This window comes from Pusillimonas sp. ANT_WB101 (assembly GCF_008369125.1).
Classification (GTDB): Bacteria; Pseudomonadota; Gammaproteobacteria; order Burkholderiales; family Burkholderiaceae_B; genus Allopusillimonas.
This window is the reverse complement of the sequence record NZ_VOAY01000001.1, coordinates 390,309-406,472: the sequence shown is the minus strand read 5'-3', so window position 1 is coordinate 406,472 and position 16,164 is coordinate 390,309. Positions and strand designations below refer to the sequence as shown.

Genomic DNA, 16,164 nt, shown 5'->3' with positions numbered 1-16,164 from the left:
TTGGTTAAGAGCGAGAATGGTGTCATGGGCCAGCAAAAACGGACGGCCCCGCCATCGTGAGACAGCAGGGCCCGAAAGGTAGACAACGAATAGCCTAGGCCAAACCCGTGATTGACCGGTTTAAGAGATAGTAGTAGCTTGAAGTATCCAGCGCCGGCACCTCACCGAAGGAGGCCGTATGTATAAAACCAGAATAGCCATCTTTAGCCATCAAGGCCGAAAGATCATCGTCGTGCCGCTAGATTGCAGCTTCGAAGCCAGGCCGCCATGGCAGCGCAACGATGCCCTGAAACGAATTCAGAAATCAGCGACAAAATCAGGCCTAGCAAATACGCCGGTCGCAGTGGTTTGGAAAGTGGGCGGCAAGCTTCATTGCCTGGCCCCGGATGAATGGCATGAGTTTCTGTTAAGCCTAACGTGGAACGTCATCATCGAGAATTTGAGCTTGGCATTAGCCTGTCACGAAGAGTCGAAGACAGGCCATATTGACAGAGAAGGATCCCATCCAGACGATTAGCGCGTATATCTTGCGATAAATTAGTCGCGCCGCTTCAGGCTGGTCGCAATCGCCAGACGTGTAAAAGCAAAAAGCCCCGCACATGGCGAGGCTTCGAAAACTCAAGACGCAAGCGTCCTGCCAATATTGTCGTGGTTTCTGTCCCGGTTCGCAATCACTTGATGTCTCGCTTTCCATGAATACCGCGCAAACCCTCCCGAATCTGCGGCGGGTTGAATTTCGATATGATCGTTTTCTTCCAGCGCCTTCAAAACACGCAGGACACCCTTATGCACCCGTTGACGCGAGACACCTTTGGCGCCGGGATCTACATACCGGACTATCTCTGCCATCCTGAACTGCCGGCCAGGATAAGGTGCCAGTAATTCCAAAACCTCATGCGCATACTTCACAGCAACCGCCTCCCAACTTCATTTCTAAAAAAACCCAGATACAACGCGTATTCCTGCTCGCTCAGCCACACCCCAGTCACGCAGCCTATCCAGCGCCGCGCAGCTTCGGCCCTGGCTCTGGCATGCAGCCCACCGAAGCGTGCGTTCTTTTGCGGGTATTCGGCTGTAATCACCATGCTCTCGTGATGCGGCAACGCTTTATGCAGCGCGTCGACAGCCAGGGCGTGATCGTGGTTGATGGGCCTGGGGTCATCCTCCCATGAGATGTACGGCGCCATATTACCTACCGTCTCGCCTGACCAGTTCCAGCGGGCCCAGTTCCAAATCAGGTCGTCTGCATCCATTCTCTTGCTCACCGGCTGCCGCTCCTGATGAATCGCTCGTAATCCCGACGCATTAGGCTGAATAGCTTTTCCATCGATGACACGGCGTCGCGAGATTTCCTGCTCTGCGTCCTTCTCCATTTGCGCATATCCATGCCTTTCACGCATACACCCACTGCGCAGCCAGGGCGGCCACAAGAATCACGCCCAGCACTGACGCGGTGCGATTACTTAAGTGCGGCGCAAGAAGCACGACGCCTGCGATAACAAGGCCTTGCGTGTAGGTCATCGGAGTAACCCCTTTGAAAGCTCACGATCATTGCCGGTGCCGCATGGCGTCATCATTGGAGGCTGGCCAGCGTTAATCTCATTCATGCGCGTAGGCTCCCACTTGTAGTCCTCGCGCTTTCCATTTGTCTTTATCGCAGCAGCTGGCCGCACTTTGTTGGGCGCTTCTGGATTGGCTGCCAGCCAGTTACGTATAACCAGCGACGGCGCGTTATTAGGCTGCTTGCCCAGGATCATTGACGCAATCGTTACCATCGTGGCCTCGCTTGCGATCACTTTGCCCTGTCTGCGAAGCTGACGAATCGCAGCGGCTTTCATTTGCTTGTCGGTCACTCCGCCCCCTCCAGCGCCGTGTCGTCTTCGGCAGACATCTGCAAGCGCCTGGCCAGCGTATCGTGTGCCTCGCGTATATCCTGCTCTTCGGTTTTGACCCCACGCTCGCCGGCACACATTAGCTTTTTGATGGCGTGTTGCGCACAAGGGTCTGTTACGTCATACAGCTGGAAGATACGGTAAATATCGATCGTTTTTAAGTGTGATACGTCGCGATGGTAATGGCTGTGTTTCATATCTCCCTCACTGTGATGCCGTGAAAATGCAACATGGCTTTGCTCTTGGCGATGTACTCGCGTGTCTTCATGCCCTTGACGTCCTCAACAATGAATTTCCCGTTTTCCCGGTACATGAAATCGCCGACGTATGCCCATGGTCGAATTGCCTTGCCGTCTGCGTTGCGCTGCTTGGGTATCAGCTCGAACTTTGGCTGCAAGCTCAGCGTGTCGATCTGGCCAGCCCTCTCCAGCAGCTTTAGCTCGCTGTAGCGCTTGGCCTCTTTGCGACTGTCAAACTCGATGCCATCAATTACGGTTTTCTTGTTGCCGTACTTGCTCATGCCGCCCGCCTCGCTTTGTGTTGCCTGTGAATTTCCACCTCAAGATATTTACGACCAGGTTCGCCGCGTCGCTTTGCCACTAACGCTAGGCGTGGCTCACGCTCATGGAATGGCAGGCCCAGGATGAAACGGGCCTCACACTCGCGTCGATGCTGCTCTGTTTGCGCTGACGTCATGTGATCTTCCTTCGGTAGCTTTCCCAGTCAAAAATGATTTGCTTGCCGCCACCCTCTCGCAGCCGGTCAACAACTCGGGCGCCCAGGTATTCGTCCAGGCTTTTCATGGCGAGATTGCTGATCAGGATCGACGGGCGCATGTGCTCATACCGGCCGTTGATAATCTCGAACAAGATCAGCTTCTCCGCGTCAGTGCCAAACTGAAGGCCAACTTCGTCGAGAACCAGAAGATCCGGCTCAATCAGCCGGAGAATCGCCGCTGACTCGGTAATATTGCTGTCCTTTCGGTAGGTTTCCTTGACGCTGCGCACGGCGGCGATCACCGAAGAGAACAACGCCGTGTAGCCTTGCCCCATGATTGAATGAGCGATACCGCTGGCCAAGTGCGTCTTCCCAGAGCCCACGTCGCCTACAAAGATCAGGCTTTGGCCCAGCTTTAGCACTTCCGTGAATTTGTCGGCATAGTTCTGGGCTTGTCTCAGGGCCAGCTCTGCGCCGGCGCAATGTGGCTCGAAGGTTGCCAAGCGTCTATCAGCAAACCTTGGGGGGATTGCTGCGCGACTGAACACCTGCTTGGCATAGGCGTCTGTTCGCCCTGCCGCAGCCTCGCGCTGTGCTGCACCGATTGCGTCCTGAATCGCCTTAGCTCCGTCGACGTGCGTGTCAGAATGAGCCATCTGCGGCAACCCCAGCTCGGTAATCCTGTTTCCCAAAGTTTGCATGTTTTGATGCTCCAGTGGCGGCAGGATTGACCGGAACGCCATCCTCCCAGCGCTTTTGATTGAGGTAGGTAAGTGGCGCAGGCTCATAGCCATCAAGCCACTGCTTAGTGGCTGCCAAGGTCTTAACGTGGCTCAAAATCTCATCCGCTACTGCGTCAAGCTTTTTGGCTTTCCACAAGTCGCGGCATTTTGATTTCGCTACACGTCGAGATGTATTCGGGTAGGCATTCCAGAAATCGTCAAACCCAACGGACAACTGAGGCGTCTCGCATGCTTGATGGTTATATGACGGTTCCTTGATGGTTCTATGACGGTTATATGCGGGTGCAACGGGCTGCACCCTTTCTTGTTGTGGATTGCACCCTTTAGTGTCGTCAGTTGCACCCTTTGTGTCGTGGATTGCACCCTTTTCTAGGGGCGCAATATTTGCACCCTTCATCCAATCAGGCGAAATAATGTATTCACGACGCTGATTCCTGCCGCCATTTCCAGAATTAACCAGAATCAACCAGCCAGACTCTTCCATTCTTCGCAGTTGATACTGAACAGTGCGTTCAGATTGCCGGGTCTTTTCAGCCAACATCTTGATCGACGGAAAGATGTCTCCGCCCTGATCGTTCGAGTGGTCAGCAATAGCCAACGCAAGCAGCATTTCGCCGCCGCCCGCGTGATAACGATCAAACACCATTGACATGACCTTAATGCTCACGCCGCCCTCCTTGCTAGATAAGCGCCGACCAGGCGCACCACGTCCGCCTCAGCGTCGGCAGGCCATCGGCCCAAGACCATTAGCCGGGTGCGGGTCTTTTGCAGCCAGCCGATCTGCAGGCCTTCTGATGTCGCTTTGTCGTATTGGCCCGAGCTATCCAGCCGAACGTGGCAGCCTATGGCGCCAATGCGGGTGCAGCACAGCGGAATGGTGAGCGCGTCAGAGGTCTTGAGCCCCATGCCCTTGCCAAGGGCCAGCAAGTTCAGGTGCGCGGCCTGGCTGTGCTTTTCCAGCCCACAGCAGACGCACGCCAAAGCCGCGACGTTTTGTCGGTGCGCCTTGCTGCGAAATACTGACGACTCGCTACGCTGGTGCTGCAAGGCTGTGCCGAGAGCCGTGGCGACGCGCTGAGCAAGGCCCGGGCTCTTCTTCGCGCCCTGTCGGCTCATAGGCTTAACCGTCTGCAGCGGCGTCCTTCTGGTCATGGGTGTACGCCGCATTACAAATACCCCATCATGCGATCAACCACCGCATCCAGATCAGCGCGGGTGTAGTTGCGCAGAACTCGCTGCAATATCACGTCCGCCACTGCTGAATAAACACGCTCGAACTCAATATCGTCCATGCGGGCAAAGCTGATGCTTTTGGCTTCGGCGCGAACGTCGCCATTAATATTTGCTACCGGCTCATAGAAGCCAGCGGCAATGATGCAGTCTTTGCGGAACCGCTCTTTGTTCTTCTGGACTGGCAGGCCGCGATGCTCAGCCTCTGGTGGCTCCCACGCATCAAACCCGACGTCCAGCATAGAAAAGAATTTCTTGTGAAATTGGTAGTTGCGCATTGCCGACACGTTGGCCTTGATCGTCGCACCAACCTTGAAGCGCTTGCATGCCTCTGCCTGGTCGTCGTCAAATGGGATAAACGCGCCTTGCGGTGTTTTGATAAGAAGCAGCTCCATTACTGCCCCTCCCCCGCCGCACGCAGCGCGTTACGCTCCATGCGATGCAGAATGACGCGAGCATCACGCAGCAAGGGCACCAGCTTGTCGGCTTCCGCTTGCGAAATTACGCCGTCAGCGACGGTCTCTGCTGTGACGCCAGCGATCTGCCCGATAGACATGCTGATGTCCAGAAACTTTGATTGCAGCGCTGCCGCCTCATTCTTCCAGCCGCCTACAGGTGCGGGCGGAACGTAATCCACATGCAAACCCTCTTGAGCGACCAGGGCCTGAAGCCAATCGCCCGAGTAATCGGAGCCACCAGCTTTTTCTTCCATCCATTCTTTAAGCAGCAACGCCATTTCGACACTGATTGCATCGTCATGGCTGCGCAGCTTGGCGCGCAAGCTTTCAGGGTGAAGATTCTTGCCGCGACGCTCAGTTAAGAACCGGGCTGCATCAACAACGCCGCCAGAGGTGCGGCGAACGCAGTTGTACAAAACGTCAAGCCAATCGGTGTTGGTGTATCTGCAGGTCATGTGATGTGCCTTGAAATGCCGCTGCGTTCAGCGTTTCGTGTTTGCGCGCCAGCGAATACAGTGGCGTCATGAACAAAATAAAAACCCACCCCACTACCCCGCTGCCCGTCGACCTGCTGGCCGAGACAACGCGAGACGCCCTGTTTGATCAGGCCGCCGATCTGGTCTATCAGGCGTTTGCCGATCCGACTGACGATCACATTGAGTGCGTGTACCTGCGCCTGGTGTTTAACCACCTTGGCGGCGCTGGGGATGCGGGCGCGGTTACGGTGCACTGACCTACTGTCCATATCCACAGCATCAGAAGGGCTTAGTACAAATGGACACTGACGGTTTCGACTCTGTAGACGTAAAGTGGGCATCATGGCGGCCCTTGCGCTCTGAGAATCAAAATCAACAAAATGAGAGTGAGGGGTGGGCATGGGGTTAGTCATGGGCAACTTCTTTGGCGTCAGGCGTTTTTTTTGCACGCATTACCCTGCGATGCAGAGCCAGAAGGCGATGCCCATTTGCCCACCTCATGTCGCGTTGATCGCCAGCCACCAGCCCAGCAATAGTTGGCTGCGATACGCCCGATTCTTGTGCGATCTGCGCCTGCGTCATACCGGTCGCGATCAGCTCGATAATTTTGTTTTTCCAGTCCATACCGCACATGATATCGGCTTACCGATATTAACGCAATCGGCAAACCGATGCAGTTCTATATCAGAATGCCGATATGAATACTTTTGGTGAACGACTCCGTGACGCACGCAAGCAAGCCAAGCTCACTCAGAAGGATGTGGCTAAGCGAATAGGCATGTCTCAGCCTTTGTTATCTGAGCTCGAAAACAATGAATACCCAACGTCTGGATTCACAACAAAGCTCGCGTACCTCTATAAAGTCAGCGCTCGGTGGCTGGCCGAAGGCAAAGGGCCGCGCGAGGCGTCATCATCAGAAATTTTGGATGACCCGGATGTTATGCGCGTATGGAATGCCTATTCAGGGCAGGATGAGGCGACAAAGGCAATGGTGGATTTTTTGCTTGGCGGGCCAGACTTCTCGCGACCATCCTGGATGAGCCTGGGCGCGGCTGCCTCAATTGAAAATGCGCGCCAATTAATCAGTGAGCAGATGGCCCGCGCCGACCCAAACGAGCTGGATAATAATTAGCCTCCACTTATAGTGAGCCCTCACTATTTGCGGGCGCGAAGTAACGAAAGTTTATTCTTATATGGAAATGTAATGGAGCAATCAAACTCTTTACTGTATGACGCAGGCAAGCGCAGCATCACGGCGACTTACGTGTTGTGGTTTTTCTTCGGCTGGGTTGGCGCCCATCGGTTTTATGCCGGGTACAAGCTAAGTGGAGCTCTAATGCTGGCCTTGGCATGCTTTGGATGGTACCGGGTGATCGCGGTAGAAGGCGCTGGATTTCTCGCACTGATATTTTTGGGTATTTGGGTTTTGATTGATGCGGCCTTAATACCTTCGATGGTGCGAACGAGCAACTTGAAGACCGCCGCGGGCATTCGCTCGCGAGCCCGATAGCGAAAGTTTAGTTTGATGTGATTTTGTAATGACTCATCAGCTGCTGGAGCTGGGCTGAGACAAAGATAAAAAAGGAGACAAAAGCATGAAAACAATACGGTTACTCGTTGCAACCATGCTGTTCAGCGTACTTGCCTACCCTTTCCAGGCTTATTCACATGGAGGCGGGTGCCGCAAAAGCTCGCCGCCGGGCAAGTGTTGCCATATGGATAAGAAGAAGGGAGAGGTGCATTGTCACTAGTCGGGCGGTGATGTGGCGCCGTGCCTGGGTTTAGGCATCCCGCAAGCAACGGAAGCTTGGCTTGATTAGGTTTTGTAAGGAAAAGGAATGAGAATCGCTGTATTGATCGTTGCGCTGGGCGTGCTTGGCGGATGCACAGCCCCGAGCTACCAGCGACCGACCACCGAAGCCGTGAGCGTCTTGGACCTGCGGGAGGCAAAAAAAGCTGTGAAGGTCTACGAGACCGTGCCGCCAGGCGCAACTCAGATAACAACCGTCGATGCCATGCGGTGCAAGAAAAGAGGCATGGACGTTGACCCTGACGAAGAAATGATCACCAATGATTTGATGGTAGCCGCGCTTGCAAGGGACGCAACCGGCATCGCTGAATTTGAGTTCAATATCAGGGGGCCCAACAGGTATGGATGCGCCCATCTGGGCGAAGGCTCTGCAAAGGCATTTGTAGCGCCGTGATCGGTAATAGGCTACGGAAAGGAGTAGTTTGATGCGTAGGCGTCAGGAGGAAGAGGCTTGAACGATGTTCCTGAGCAAGAGGCAAGAGCGCTTTTTCAACACAAATATATATGCGAAGATTTCGGCGGTTGGGCGCCGGCCAGAGCGTCGCCTGAATCACACCGATTGGCTTGTGGGCTTCTTGATGAAAGCGGATCGTATGTCAGAATGTACGTGGAGTTGCTTGTGAAAGAATCACGGAAAACCAACATCCGTCACTATAAGTTCTCTGTCCTGCGCTACAAGCCGTTTGAAAGTCGAATCTATCAACTTGAGATCCGCACTTCCCCGAAATCATTGAAGGATAAGCATCAGCGACCGCATGAGCACATAGGTGACGCTAGGATATTTGGCGATGTCGTTTGGAGCCGATGGGGTTTCGCTGAAGTATTGGCACATTTCAAGAAACGAACTAATATAGAATTCAAACCCGCCCTTGAAAGTCCGTTCGACTTTAGGCTGAGGCCATCATGATCTGCGACGATATTTCTACTATTCTCGGCTTTTCTTGCCATCCGCTCAACGATGATGGCAGCGTAGCCCTTATTGACACTCCATTCACATTCGAGGACGGGGATGATCTTCCTGTGTTCGTCGAAAAAGTAGGGAAAAGCATCAGATTTTTTGATGATAACGAGGTTGTTTTCCACTTCCTAGGACGAGGCCTGGGTGATTCTATTGGCGGCCTTAGAACAAGATTCATAAAAACTGCCATTGCACCGTATGGGATTTCTCTGAACGATGAAAATGTCATTGAAGTGTGGGCTGACCAGGAACACTCAAAACAAGCATTCGCTCGATACATGAGCGGCTTGCTGGCTGTGGTTGGGTGGGAGCACGATAACCAAGGAGTGGGCATTGACTCCAGCTACCTTGTTGAAGAGGTAGCCCTCTGCTTAGAGGCGTGGAAAAAAGGCCACAAGATAACCTCTTCGCCACCGTTTACGGGAATGTCAAAAACTAAATATCTGCTCGACTTCGAAGTGGATGGCGAGGCTGTAATAGCAATCAGGCCGCATCCCTATTCTGTCGGGAACGCATTGCGTAAGATGGTCGATATCGCCGGACACGATCGTAGCGTGAAATTTAGAGTTGTGATTGATGACAGGGTAGACGCTGAGGCCGCCAAAACGCAAGGGATGATCCTGTCCAGCATGGCGACCATTATGCCGATGAGCAGATTGATTAAAGCCTCTCACGCCTCCGAAGCCGTCAATTAATCTCGCCCCACTTTTATCACCAGCCCTTCACGGGGCTTTTATTTTGCCCACCCGCCCATCCGCCGCGCCAGCCCATCCCGGTACATGATCGCCCCAACCTCTGCCAGTATGGCCATATCGTCGTCGCTGAGCTGATCTTGAGTTAGCCCCATCCAGGCAGCCAGCTTGACGATGGCGTCATCCAGGCTCGTTCGCTGGCCGGCTGCGTCCAGCACTTCGGCCTGGGCCTCAAATAGCGCAATCATGGGGTATGTGTCGCTCATATGCCCTCCCGGTGATAGGCTGATCATACGCGCCAAAGTCCGCCCTGCCTTGTCTTCTTGTGGATACCAATCCTGATTGAAATTCAATAACAAGAAATAGCCTACCAATACCTAACTCTTTGAAATCAAAGCATTTTTCGTATATTTTAGCTTGACGACATCCGGTCTATACCGATAGCATATCGTTTAGCAAACTAGGGAAAACGACAAGATTGCTCGAGCGTCATGTATGACGCGGGTTTCAGGATTTATCTATTTGCAATGGGTTGGTACTGTATAAAATTACAGTACTATAAATGGAATAAGAAGCGCTTCGAAACGTGGCCCCATTGGGGCGCTCGCGCAGCAACTGCTCTATAAGGCATGGCCGGATGAACAAAAACATAAACAATAAGAAGCTTACGCGCTTAGGCCAGCATGCTTGCACTCCACCGCCTGGGGACCGCATCGTCACCACAGCGAATCATCAGCAATTTACAGACGCCCTTGACGAGGCGATAGGCTTGGCATCTTTAGGCGTGATATCAAAGAGATCCATTAAGCGGCTGCAAGCGCTGCGCGCGATTCTCGCCGCCGACCAGCCGAACAGGTAACCCCTCCCTTTCTGCCTACTAAATCCAAAACTTCCCACCCCGTTACAAATTAATATCGGAATACCGATTGACATTCAATATCGGTTTGCCGATAATGCATACATCGCATCAGGAACACGGTTAAGCCAAAGGCAGCCAAGTACTAATGCGACACAGAAAGATCGCTCTTTAACAACTTGAAATCGATAAACACCGCGCCCTGTCCATGACAAGCGATTGCGCGGCTACCTGTAACCCACTCGGGTAGAAGCAAAACGAGTGAAAGCCGCACCGTCGTGGTGAGCCATCGGGAGAGATGGACGCAGCACACGATATGAGCGGGGATCGAGTTGTACGGTTTTCTCGTACGACTGGACGCCTACTGACAATGGCGGGTAATTGTCAGCACGTAGACCGAGAGCTGATTTATTCAGGTGTAGCTCGGCAGTAAATCCAACGGCTCAGCAATGGGCCGCTTTGGAAAGCGTCCATGTGGGGCGTTTCCGAAAGCGAGGAATTATGTTTAACGCACGAGCATTATTGGCGGCACTACTGGGCCGTTCGATGGGCGGCATAGGCGCAATGAATATCACGCCAGAGTCATATGCAGCGCCCGGCAAGAAACGCCGCAAGGCTGATTATTTCCGCCAAGACATTAAGAGCCAGTACAGCGGCTACCCCGGCGCGAAGCTGGCTCGCAAGGCGCTGCTGGGTGAGATTGGCACGGCGCGGCCTCAGTAACCCAACGAGAGGAAAGCATGAATTGCAATTGCATCCAAGAAACTGAAGAAAGGATTCTTGATCTATTAAAAGACAAGCATGACGGCAAGATCGACTCAGTAGAGTGCGCGGCGGTTGGCTTCACTCTGTCCCGCAGCAGCATGGGCACGGCGATCTGCATTCCTTTTACTGTCAAGGGTAGCGTTAAGGGGGTCGCAACCGCATCCGGCAAAAATATGAGCATGGTCGCCAGCTACTGTCCTTTCTGCGGAGCTGACACAAGGGACCAGCCATGACCACTGAATCAGTTTTGACGGACGCCACGAAAGAGGCTGTTGATGAGGCTGTCGCTCACGCCCTTGGTGACGCATATGACTGCAACCGCGTATGGGAGGCGTGGAGCTACAACACGATGGGGCGGGATGACTTCTCGCTAATAACGGAAGATTCAGACCGCCTGCGAGAGGTCAGCGAAGCGGCGATTAAAGCCGTCCTGCAATCGCCTGAGGTGCAGCGGCTGCGCAATATCGAAAAGGCGGCGCTTGATGTGCTCAGCTGGACCCAGGCCAAGCATCGCCCGCCAGTGCGTGAGGCGCTCCCCTGCGGCGAATCGGTGACAGTGCGAGTCCATGCGCTCGCTGATCTTCATGATGCCTTGCATCCAGACAGCCCTGCGAAAACCGCCGGAATTAAGGGGCGGTCATGAGCAAGCAAACAACGATGCTCGAGCCTGTCGCTTACGCGCACCGCGATATATTGCGACGAGGCAATTCGGTCGAGCGCATTTACCCAGAAAAGAAATACGGCGCAGAGTCAGTTTCCCTTATCACCACCGACCAGGCCGAAGCCTACTCCGCAGCAAGGGTGCGGGAGGCGCTTGAATCCGCGCAGTCGATATTAATGGAAATGTATACCGAGGCAATAAAGGCCCGCGTGCCAGAGAGTGAGGATGAGGAAGGATGGAACGAATCTTGCCTAGAGCGCGCGTTGGCAATATCTGACGCGACGATGAAAGTACGCGCCTTAATCAAATAAAGTCGTCTCCCGGCCTGACCAGTCGTAACGCGGTCGCCCTGTATAGGCAGGGCCTTCACATAGCCCCTCTCTTTCAGCAGGCGTCAGCGGCCTGTAATAACTTACCGATCATAAAGGGCCTGCTATTTATAGCCTGTCCTGTTTGTTGGGTTTGTTGGCGTATAGGACATACATGTGGTGTGAATCCTGACCCAGTGCTTAATGGGGGAAGAGAGGGGCTTTGTGATGGTTATCAAGCGAGGCGATTCAACGAAAGTCGGCTACCTCAGTCCCGCCGACTATATGCCGGGCCGCAAGCCTGGATGAGCTTGGGATCGAGTCGCCTCGCTTTATGACCACAAAAACAGCGCACTCTCCGATTAATTTATTTCTTTGAAAGGAACCTTTTAAACGTAACTGAGTGCGTTGTTTTGGCGGTCATCGCCAGCAATCGAAGCGGATGCCGATGGTAGGCACATAACGGGTTGCGACTGTCGTGGCCGAGCCTATAGCGCAGCGGTGCAGCTTCGCGTCGGAGAACGATACTCCCGCCAACCAACCAAAGAGGATAAACATGGATCACAAAGATGGTGGGCCTGCATTTCCAGTGCTTGACCACAAAATCGGCTACCACGCAGATATACGCCAGAAAGAGGCTGGAATATCCGTGCGCGATTACTTCGCAGCTAAGGCGATGCAGGTGTATTTATCTCAAGACAGGCCGCCCCGCGAAGCCCCGCCGATCAGCTACGCAGAGATATCTTACGAAATGGCCGATGCCATGCTGGCAGCCAGAGCCGCCAAATAACCTAACCAGCAATCTCAAGCAGCCGCCTGGCTGTATACCCTCCCGTTCTAATGCATGGGCCGTGTGCTTGCGCGGCTTGGCCGGGTGGCTACTTGTGGTGGCTATATATACGGAGTGAGCAATGAAGGAAGAGTTCAAATCATACTGCCGAGAAGGGGCGCACAAAAGCATTGTCATCAACAACAATGACGAGCTTTCAAACGACCAGTATGTGGCGACCCTTCGGCGCATACGAAAAACCATAGCCGACGCGCCCCTGGCGGCGGTTGATAGCAATACTCCCGGCGACAAATACACCGCTAGCAACTGGGGTTTATGCAGCGAACTAAAAGAACATTACCCGTCCCCCGAGCTACATACATTTCCTATGGCCTTTGTTGATCACGGAAGAATGAGCGCACTAAGCTGCGGCGCGGATGTTAAGTGCCCGATGAGAGTGTCTGGTATGGGCGGGTCTGGCTGCTTTTATGATTGCCGCGTCTTTAGCAAGAAATTTAAAACGCCGTCACAAGAAGAGGCTTTGCGCTTATTTGATGCAGCAATAACCAAAGCCACCACCTAACAAGTTTCACTGTCCGGCTCAGCCAGCCGGGTGCAACGCCAGCCGCCCGCATGGGACAACCCTTCATCAAAGGCCACGATGCGGGGCAAACCTAAACGGGCGAGCTGGCCTCTAGCACTATCTCGGAGCAAATCACATGATCACCATCACACGCGACCCCGATTCTGGCGTCGTCGACCAAGAGTGCGTGACGCTTAACCCCGAGAAGGTGTACGGGGAGCTGGCCTCGCACCTCAAAGACAACCTCACATTCCTCGGCAAGCCGCCCCACTACTGGCGCAACCTAATCGCTGAGCAGGCGCAAGAGCTTGCCGATGAAGCTGACCCCGAAGAGTACGAAATGTGGGCCATTCGATATATGGAGCAGCCATGAAAACGATCTGGTCACGACTGACCCTGGAGCACACGCGCCAAGACGGCGATAACAGCAAAGCGCCTTGGTATGCGTACCCGCTTGGAGTAATAGCCTTTTGCTGCTTCATTGCTGTGATGCAGACGCTGGATGCGACGGGGTTTTGATGTGTAAGCGCCATTGGGGAATTTTTACAACTGATCAATGCAATCAAGCCACTGCGTTAACAGCAGTGCACGGAGAAAACAATGTCTGACATTCAAACAATCGCACAACCCGCCGATCATTCGCTAGCAAGCACAACATCGCTGATCCTTGACCCTAGCTCGTTCGAAAAGGTTATGGCTTTTGCTGAAGTCATGGCAAAAGGCCACGCCACCGTGCCCCAACATCTGCGAGGTAATTCAGCTGACTGCGCTGCCGTCGTCATGCAGTCTATGCAATGGCAAATGAACCCTTTTGCGGTAGCGCAGAAAACCCATGTGACGCAAGGCGGCATGCTTGGCTACGAAGGCCAGTTGGTCAATGCCGTTGTCATAGCCCGCGCCCCCATTGAAACGCGCCCTGAATTTACGTTCATTGGCGACTTGAGCAAGATTCTTGGCCGCGTCGAAGAGCGCAAGTCAGACAAGGGTGGAAAGTACTACGTCGCAGGCTGGAAGCCATCTGAAGAAGCGGGCCTCGGCGTTATTTGTAGCTGCCTATTAAAAGGCGAGGCGGTGCCCCGAGAAATCACAGTGATGATGACCCAGGCCTACCCGCGATTCTCAACCCAATGGGCAACCGACCCCCAGCAGCAGATCACGTATCTGGCGGTAAGGAAGTGGGCCAGGCGCTATGCGCCGGACGTAATTCTTGGCGTCTATACGGATGACGAAATGCCCGAGGCCGGCGAACACACCATGCGCGATATGGGCCGCGCAGAGCCTGCAACCACGGAAGAACAGCGCAAAGAGCTACCGCCCTATTCCGACCAGAGCATCGAAGAGAACAAGGCCAAGTGGCAAGAGGCAATCGACTCTGGCCGGTTGAAAGCCGACCAGTTGATCGCAAACATCCAATCGAAGTACACGCTGAGCGAACAGCAGCTTCGCACTATTCAAAATCTGGAAGCCATCCAGGCGTAAGGAAACCAAATGAAAATCCATAACGTAATCCAAGGCACGGCTGAATGGCTGGCCTTGCGCTTTAAGTGTTTAACAGCCAGCGAGGCTCCAGTAATGATGGCTGCGTCATCCAAACTCATGCGCAGCGAGTTGTTGCGTATGAAGGCAACCGGCGCGGATCGGGAGTACAGCGATTGGGTGCAAAAAAATCTCTTTGACAAGGGCCACCAATATGAGGCACTTGCCCGCCCAATTGTGGAAGAAATGATTGGCGAAGAGCTCTACCCGACCACGGCCACCGACGACGAAGTACGCCTGTTGGCCTCGTTCGACGGAATCACCATGCTGGGTGAGATTGTGTTCGAGCACAAAATGTGGAACGAGGAACTAGCCCAGGCCGTGCGGGATAAAAACCTACCCGCCGAATACTACTGGCAGCTGGAACAGCAACTGCTTGTGAGCAAGGCCGAAAAGGCTATCTTTGTCGTTTCAGACGGCACCCGCGAAAACTTTGTATGGATGGAATACCGGCCTCTTGACGGGCGCGCACTGCAATTGGTAGCAGGATGGGCTCAGTTTGAAACAGACCTTAACGCCTATCATGTCGTCGAGGAAAAGCCCAAAGCCGTTGGGCGCACCCCAGAGAACCTGCCCGCGCTGCGCATTGAAGTCACCGGCATGGTCACCAACAGCAATTTGGTTGCGTTTAAAGAGCATGCCCTTGCCGTCATCGGGTCTATAAACCGCGAACTGGTGACTGACCAGCACTTTGCCGACGCCGATAAAACGATCAAGTGGTGCAAAGAGGTCGAGGATAGGCTCGAAGCGGCCAAGCAACACGCACTGAGCCAGACCGCCAGCATCGACGCGCTGTTCCGCACGCTTGATGAAATTGGAGAGGAGGCGCGTGCGACTCGCCTAGAGCTTAACCGCCTGGTCACCACGATGAAGGAAAACCGGCGCAATGAGATTCTAATGGCCGGAAAGAAGGCGTTTGCCGATCACGTCGCTGCGTTAAACAAGCGTCTCGGCACCGTACGTCTGCCTGAAATAGCGTGCGATATCGCCGTCGCCATGAAGGGTAAGCGCACCATCGCCACGCTGCAAGACGCCGCTGATAGCACCGTCGCCGCTGCCAAAATCCAAGCCAGCATGATTACTGACAAGATCACCGAAAATCTTGACACGCTCTGCAAGATGACGGAGGACTATTCGTTTCTGTTCGCTGACGCACAGCAGCTAGTGCTCAAAGACAACGACGACCTTGTTTTGCTCATTAATGCTCGCATCAATAATCACAAGCAAGAGGAACAGGCCCGCCTAGACTCTGAGCGGGAAAAAATACGCTTGGAAGAAATTGACAAGTTGGCCAAGCAAAAAGCACTGGATGATGCGCAGACAGAGAAAGAAGCCCAGGCCGCACGGACAGTCATCCAGGGCGTGCAGGACACGAACGCCAAGCCAGCGAATCAGGAAACACTATCAGCCACGCCTGAGCCACCCAGATACATAGGCCACGGCGGCGGGTACAGAAGCCATGCCCCCGCCCCTGAAACAGCGAAAGACGATGGCACACGACTGCGCCTGGGTGAAATCAACGCGCTACTTGCGCCCCTCAACATAACGTCGCAAGGCTTATCTGAGCTTGGCTTTGAGCACGTTGCCACCGACAAGTCGGCCAGGCTGTACCGAGAATGCGACTTCCCGCGCATCTGCGCCGCCCTGATGCGGCACATCGAAGCCATCAGCCAGACAGTAGCGGCATAAGCACGCATCACTTAAATTTAC

At 54.0% G+C, this 16,164-nt stretch carries 28 protein-coding genes; 15 read left to right on the top strand and 13 right to left on the bottom strand.

Translation table 11 applies throughout. From position 1 onward, the window contains the following. The first annotated feature begins 178 nt into the window (after positions 1-178). The gene (locus FQ179_RS01995) at positions 179-517 is read left to right on the top strand and encodes a hypothetical protein (protein ID WP_149395586.1); all 339 of its coding nucleotides are present in this window, start codon (positions 179-181) and stop codon (positions 515-517) included. A 388-nt stretch (positions 518-905) separates the two neighbouring features. On the opposite strand, the gene FQ179_RS01985 is transcribed toward FQ179_RS01995, so the two are convergent. The 11 genes from FQ179_RS01985 to FQ179_RS01940 are packed head-to-tail and all read right to left on the bottom strand — an operon-like array spanning position 906 to position 5,495. Further along, on the bottom strand, positions 906-1,373 hold the full coding sequence (locus FQ179_RS01985) for a hypothetical protein (protein WP_255474799.1): 468 nt from the start codon (positions 1,371-1,373) through the stop codon (positions 906-908). Between the two features lie 19 nt (positions 1,374-1,392). Further along, positions 1,393-1,521, bottom strand: a complete 129-nt coding sequence (locus FQ179_RS22545) for a hypothetical protein (RefSeq protein WP_255474798.1) — start codon at positions 1,519-1,521, stop codon at positions 1,393-1,395. Next, complete coding sequence (locus FQ179_RS01980) at positions 1,518-1,853, bottom strand: hypothetical protein (protein WP_149395584.1); 336 nt, start codon at positions 1,851-1,853, stop codon at positions 1,518-1,520. Before FQ179_RS01980 ends, FQ179_RS22545 begins: the two co-directional genes overlap by 4 nt. Beyond that, positions 1,850-2,089, bottom strand: a complete 240-nt coding sequence (locus FQ179_RS01975) for a hypothetical protein (RefSeq protein ID WP_149395583.1) — start codon at positions 2,087-2,089, stop codon at positions 1,850-1,852. Before FQ179_RS01975 ends, FQ179_RS01980 begins: the two co-directional genes overlap by 4 nt. Further along, positions 2,086-2,412, bottom strand: a complete 327-nt coding sequence (locus FQ179_RS01970) for a DUF1064 domain-containing protein (protein ID WP_149395582.1) — start codon at positions 2,410-2,412, stop codon at positions 2,086-2,088. Before FQ179_RS01970 ends, FQ179_RS01975 begins: the two co-directional genes overlap by 4 nt. Further along, positions 2,409-2,588 carry a hypothetical protein gene (locus tag FQ179_RS01965; protein ID WP_149395581.1) on the bottom strand — a complete coding sequence of 60 codons (180 nt, stop codon included), beginning with the start codon at positions 2,586-2,588 and terminating at the stop codon, positions 2,409-2,411. Before FQ179_RS01965 ends, FQ179_RS01970 begins: the two co-directional genes overlap by 4 nt. Further along, the gene (locus tag FQ179_RS01960) at positions 2,585-3,265 is read right to left on the bottom strand and encodes an ATP-binding protein (RefSeq protein ID WP_255474797.1); all 681 of its coding nucleotides are present in this window, start codon (positions 3,263-3,265) and stop codon (positions 2,585-2,587) included. Before FQ179_RS01960 ends, FQ179_RS01965 begins: the two co-directional genes overlap by 4 nt. Further along, on the bottom strand, positions 3,252-3,998 hold the full coding sequence (locus FQ179_RS01955; RefSeq protein ID WP_255474796.1) for a helix-turn-helix domain-containing protein: 747 nt from the start codon (positions 3,996-3,998) through the stop codon (positions 3,252-3,254). The genes FQ179_RS01960 and FQ179_RS01955 overlap by 14 nt, the downstream gene beginning before the upstream one ends. Before the next feature lie 17 nt (positions 3,999-4,015). Next, a complete protein-coding gene (locus tag FQ179_RS01950) occupies positions 4,016-4,504 on the bottom strand; it encodes a hypothetical protein (RefSeq protein ID WP_149395578.1) in 489 nt (162 codons plus the stop codon). 14 nt (positions 4,505-4,518) lie between these two features. Further along, a complete protein-coding gene (locus FQ179_RS01945; RefSeq protein ID WP_149395577.1) occupies positions 4,519-4,977 on the bottom strand; it encodes a DUF1367 family protein in 459 nt (152 codons plus the stop codon). Further along, complete coding sequence (locus FQ179_RS01940; RefSeq protein ID WP_149395576.1) at positions 4,977-5,495, bottom strand: hypothetical protein; 519 nt, start codon at positions 5,493-5,495, stop codon at positions 4,977-4,979. The genes FQ179_RS01945 and FQ179_RS01940 overlap by 1 nt, the downstream gene beginning before the upstream one ends. Positions 5,496-5,563: 68 nt before the next feature. Between FQ179_RS01940 and FQ179_RS01935 the strand changes: the two genes are divergently transcribed. Next, on the top strand, positions 5,564-5,773 hold the full coding sequence (locus FQ179_RS01935) for a hypothetical protein (RefSeq protein ID WP_149395575.1): 210 nt from the start codon (positions 5,564-5,566) through the stop codon (positions 5,771-5,773). Between the two features lie 148 nt (positions 5,774-5,921). Here FQ179_RS01935 and FQ179_RS01930 read toward each other — a convergent pair whose 3' ends face one another. Further along, on the bottom strand, positions 5,922-6,140 hold the full coding sequence (locus FQ179_RS01930) for a helix-turn-helix domain-containing protein (protein WP_149395574.1): 219 nt from the start codon (positions 6,138-6,140) through the stop codon (positions 5,922-5,924). A 73-nt stretch (positions 6,141-6,213) separates the two neighbouring features. On the opposite strand from FQ179_RS01930, the gene FQ179_RS01925 reads away from it, so the two are divergent. The 4 genes from FQ179_RS01925 (at position 6,214) to FQ179_RS01910 (ending at position 8,979) form a co-directional block, all read left to right on the top strand. After that, positions 6,214-6,648, top strand: coding sequence for a helix-turn-helix transcriptional regulator (locus FQ179_RS01925; RefSeq protein ID WP_149395573.1), 435 nt, complete (start codon positions 6,214-6,216; stop codon positions 6,646-6,648). A gap of 72 nt (positions 6,649-6,720) precedes the next feature. Beyond that, positions 6,721-7,026: a TM2 domain-containing protein gene (locus tag FQ179_RS22875; RefSeq protein ID WP_149395572.1), complete on the top strand. Its 306-nt coding sequence runs from the start codon at positions 6,721-6,723 to the stop codon at positions 7,024-7,026. A gap of 328 nt (positions 7,027-7,354) precedes the next feature. Further along, positions 7,355-7,720 (top strand): hypothetical protein, encoded by a 366-nt coding sequence (locus tag FQ179_RS01915; protein WP_149395571.1) that lies wholly within the window; start codon positions 7,355-7,357, stop codon positions 7,718-7,720. 509 nt (positions 7,721-8,229) lie between these two features. Then, complete coding sequence (locus FQ179_RS01910) at positions 8,230-8,979, top strand: DUF1828 domain-containing protein (protein WP_149395570.1); 750 nt, start codon at positions 8,230-8,232, stop codon at positions 8,977-8,979. 38 nt (positions 8,980-9,017) lie between these two features. Here FQ179_RS01910 and FQ179_RS01905 read toward each other — a convergent pair whose 3' ends face one another. Next, entirely contained in the window at positions 9,018-9,242 is a 225-nt protein-coding gene (locus FQ179_RS01905) for a hypothetical protein (protein ID WP_149395569.1), read from the bottom strand. Between the two features lie 1,091 nt (positions 9,243-10,333). Between FQ179_RS01905 and FQ179_RS01900 the strand changes: the two genes are divergently transcribed. From FQ179_RS01900 to FQ179_RS01865, 9 genes are all read left to right on the top strand, one after another. Next, positions 10,334-10,555, top strand: a complete 222-nt coding sequence (locus FQ179_RS01900; RefSeq protein WP_149395568.1) for a hypothetical protein — start codon at positions 10,334-10,336, stop codon at positions 10,553-10,555. Between the two features lie 271 nt (positions 10,556-10,826). Beyond that, complete coding sequence (locus FQ179_RS01895; protein ID WP_149395567.1) at positions 10,827-11,240, top strand: hypothetical protein; 414 nt, start codon at positions 10,827-10,829, stop codon at positions 11,238-11,240. After that, positions 11,237-11,569 (top strand): hypothetical protein, encoded by a 333-nt coding sequence (locus FQ179_RS01890; protein ID WP_149395566.1) that lies wholly within the window; start codon positions 11,237-11,239, stop codon positions 11,567-11,569. Before FQ179_RS01895 ends, FQ179_RS01890 begins: the two co-directional genes overlap by 4 nt. 553 nt (positions 11,570-12,122) lie before the next feature. Then, entirely contained in the window at positions 12,123-12,356 is a 234-nt protein-coding gene (locus FQ179_RS01885) for a hypothetical protein (protein WP_223146178.1), read from the top strand. A 121-nt stretch (positions 12,357-12,477) separates the two neighbouring features. Next, the gene (locus FQ179_RS01880; protein ID WP_149395565.1) at positions 12,478-12,918 is read left to right on the top strand and encodes a hypothetical protein; all 441 of its coding nucleotides are present in this window, start codon (positions 12,478-12,480) and stop codon (positions 12,916-12,918) included. A 136-nt stretch (positions 12,919-13,054) separates the two neighbouring features. Further along, a complete protein-coding gene (locus tag FQ179_RS01875) occupies positions 13,055-13,291 on the top strand; it encodes a hypothetical protein (RefSeq protein ID WP_149395564.1) in 237 nt (78 codons plus the stop codon). Continuing rightward, positions 13,288-13,437 (top strand): hypothetical protein, encoded by a 150-nt coding sequence (locus FQ179_RS22200; RefSeq protein WP_188074482.1) that lies wholly within the window; start codon positions 13,288-13,290, stop codon positions 13,435-13,437. Before FQ179_RS01875 ends, FQ179_RS22200 begins: the two co-directional genes overlap by 4 nt. Before the next feature lie 81 nt (positions 13,438-13,518). Beyond that, positions 13,519-14,397 (top strand): RecT family recombinase, encoded by an 879-nt coding sequence (locus tag FQ179_RS01870; RefSeq protein WP_149395563.1) that lies wholly within the window; start codon positions 13,519-13,521, stop codon positions 14,395-14,397. Positions 14,398-14,406: 9 nt separating this feature from the next. Beyond that, positions 14,407-16,143 carry a YqaJ viral recombinase family protein gene (locus FQ179_RS01865; protein WP_149395562.1) on the top strand — a complete coding sequence of 579 codons (1,737 nt, stop codon included), beginning with the start codon at positions 14,407-14,409 and terminating at the stop codon, positions 16,141-16,143. The last annotated feature ends 21 nt before the right edge of the window (positions 16,144-16,164 follow it).

Excerpts from the sequence above, each read along its gene's own strand:
- FQ179_RS01940 (WP_149395576.1), bottom strand. The coding sequence starts at position 5,495 with ATGACCTGCAGATACACCAACACCGATTGGCTTGACGTTTTGTACAAC.
- FQ179_RS01875 (WP_149395564.1), top strand. The coding sequence starts at position 13,055 with ATGATCACCATCACACGCGACCCCGATTCTGGCGTCGTCGACCAAGAG.
- FQ179_RS01955 (WP_255474796.1), bottom strand. The coding sequence starts at position 3,998 with ATGGTGTTTGATCGTTATCACGCGGGCGGCGGCGAAATGCTGCTTGCG.
- FQ179_RS01960 (WP_255474797.1), bottom strand. The coding sequence starts at position 3,265 with ATGGCTCATTCTGACACGCACGTCGACGGAGCTAAGGCGATTCAGGAC.
- FQ179_RS01950 (WP_149395578.1), bottom strand. The coding sequence starts at position 4,504 with ATGACCAGAAGGACGCCGCTGCAGACGGTTAAGCCTATGAGCCGACAG.
- FQ179_RS01905 (WP_149395569.1), bottom strand. The coding sequence starts at position 9,242 with ATGAGCGACACATACCCCATGATTGCGCTATTTGAGGCCCAGGCCGAA.
- FQ179_RS01945 (WP_149395577.1), bottom strand. The coding sequence starts at position 4,977 with ATGGAGCTGCTTCTTATCAAAACACCGCAAGGCGCGTTTATCCCATTT.
- FQ179_RS01895 (WP_149395567.1), top strand. The coding sequence starts at position 10,827 with ATGACCACTGAATCAGTTTTGACGGACGCCACGAAAGAGGCTGTTGAT.
- FQ179_RS01965 (WP_149395581.1), bottom strand. The coding sequence starts at position 2,588 with ATGACGTCAGCGCAAACAGAGCAGCATCGACGCGAGTGTGAGGCCCGT.
- FQ179_RS22545 (WP_255474798.1), bottom strand. The coding sequence starts at position 1,521 with ATGACCTACACGCAAGGCCTTGTTATCGCAGGCGTCGTGCTTCTTGCG.
- FQ179_RS22200 (WP_188074482.1), top strand. The coding sequence starts at position 13,288 with ATGAAAACGATCTGGTCACGACTGACCCTGGAGCACACGCGCCAAGAC.
- FQ179_RS01915 (WP_149395571.1), top strand. The coding sequence starts at position 7,355 with ATGAGAATCGCTGTATTGATCGTTGCGCTGGGCGTGCTTGGCGGATGC.
- FQ179_RS01985 (WP_255474799.1), bottom strand. The coding sequence starts at position 1,373 with ATGGAGAAGGACGCAGAGCAGGAAATCTCGCGACGCCGTGTCATCGAT.
- FQ179_RS01900 (WP_149395568.1), top strand. The coding sequence starts at position 10,334 with ATGTTTAACGCACGAGCATTATTGGCGGCACTACTGGGCCGTTCGATG.
- FQ179_RS01935 (WP_149395575.1), top strand. The coding sequence starts at position 5,564 with ATGAACAAAATAAAAACCCACCCCACTACCCCGCTGCCCGTCGACCTG.
- FQ179_RS22875 (WP_149395572.1), top strand. The coding sequence starts at position 6,721 with ATGGAGCAATCAAACTCTTTACTGTATGACGCAGGCAAGCGCAGCATC.
- FQ179_RS01890 (WP_149395566.1), top strand. The coding sequence starts at position 11,237 with ATGAGCAAGCAAACAACGATGCTCGAGCCTGTCGCTTACGCGCACCGC.
- FQ179_RS01995 (WP_149395586.1), top strand. The coding sequence starts at position 179 with ATGTATAAAACCAGAATAGCCATCTTTAGCCATCAAGGCCGAAAGATC.
- FQ179_RS01925 (WP_149395573.1), top strand. The coding sequence starts at position 6,214 with ATGAATACTTTTGGTGAACGACTCCGTGACGCACGCAAGCAAGCCAAG.
- FQ179_RS01870 (WP_149395563.1), top strand. The coding sequence starts at position 13,519 with ATGTCTGACATTCAAACAATCGCACAACCCGCCGATCATTCGCTAGCA.
- FQ179_RS01865 (WP_149395562.1), top strand. The coding sequence starts at position 14,407 with ATGAAAATCCATAACGTAATCCAAGGCACGGCTGAATGGCTGGCCTTG.
- FQ179_RS01975 (WP_149395583.1), bottom strand. The coding sequence starts at position 2,089 with ATGAAACACAGCCATTACCATCGCGACGTATCACACTTAAAAACGATC.
- FQ179_RS01885 (WP_223146178.1), top strand. The coding sequence starts at position 12,123 with ATGGATCACAAAGATGGTGGGCCTGCATTTCCAGTGCTTGACCACAAA.
- FQ179_RS01970 (WP_149395582.1), bottom strand. The coding sequence starts at position 2,412 with ATGAGCAAGTACGGCAACAAGAAAACCGTAATTGATGGCATCGAGTTT.
- FQ179_RS01930 (WP_149395574.1), bottom strand. The coding sequence starts at position 6,140 with ATGGACTGGAAAAACAAAATTATCGAGCTGATCGCGACCGGTATGACG.
- FQ179_RS01880 (WP_149395565.1), top strand. The coding sequence starts at position 12,478 with ATGAAGGAAGAGTTCAAATCATACTGCCGAGAAGGGGCGCACAAAAGC.
- FQ179_RS01910 (WP_149395570.1), top strand. The coding sequence starts at position 8,230 with ATGATCTGCGACGATATTTCTACTATTCTCGGCTTTTCTTGCCATCCG.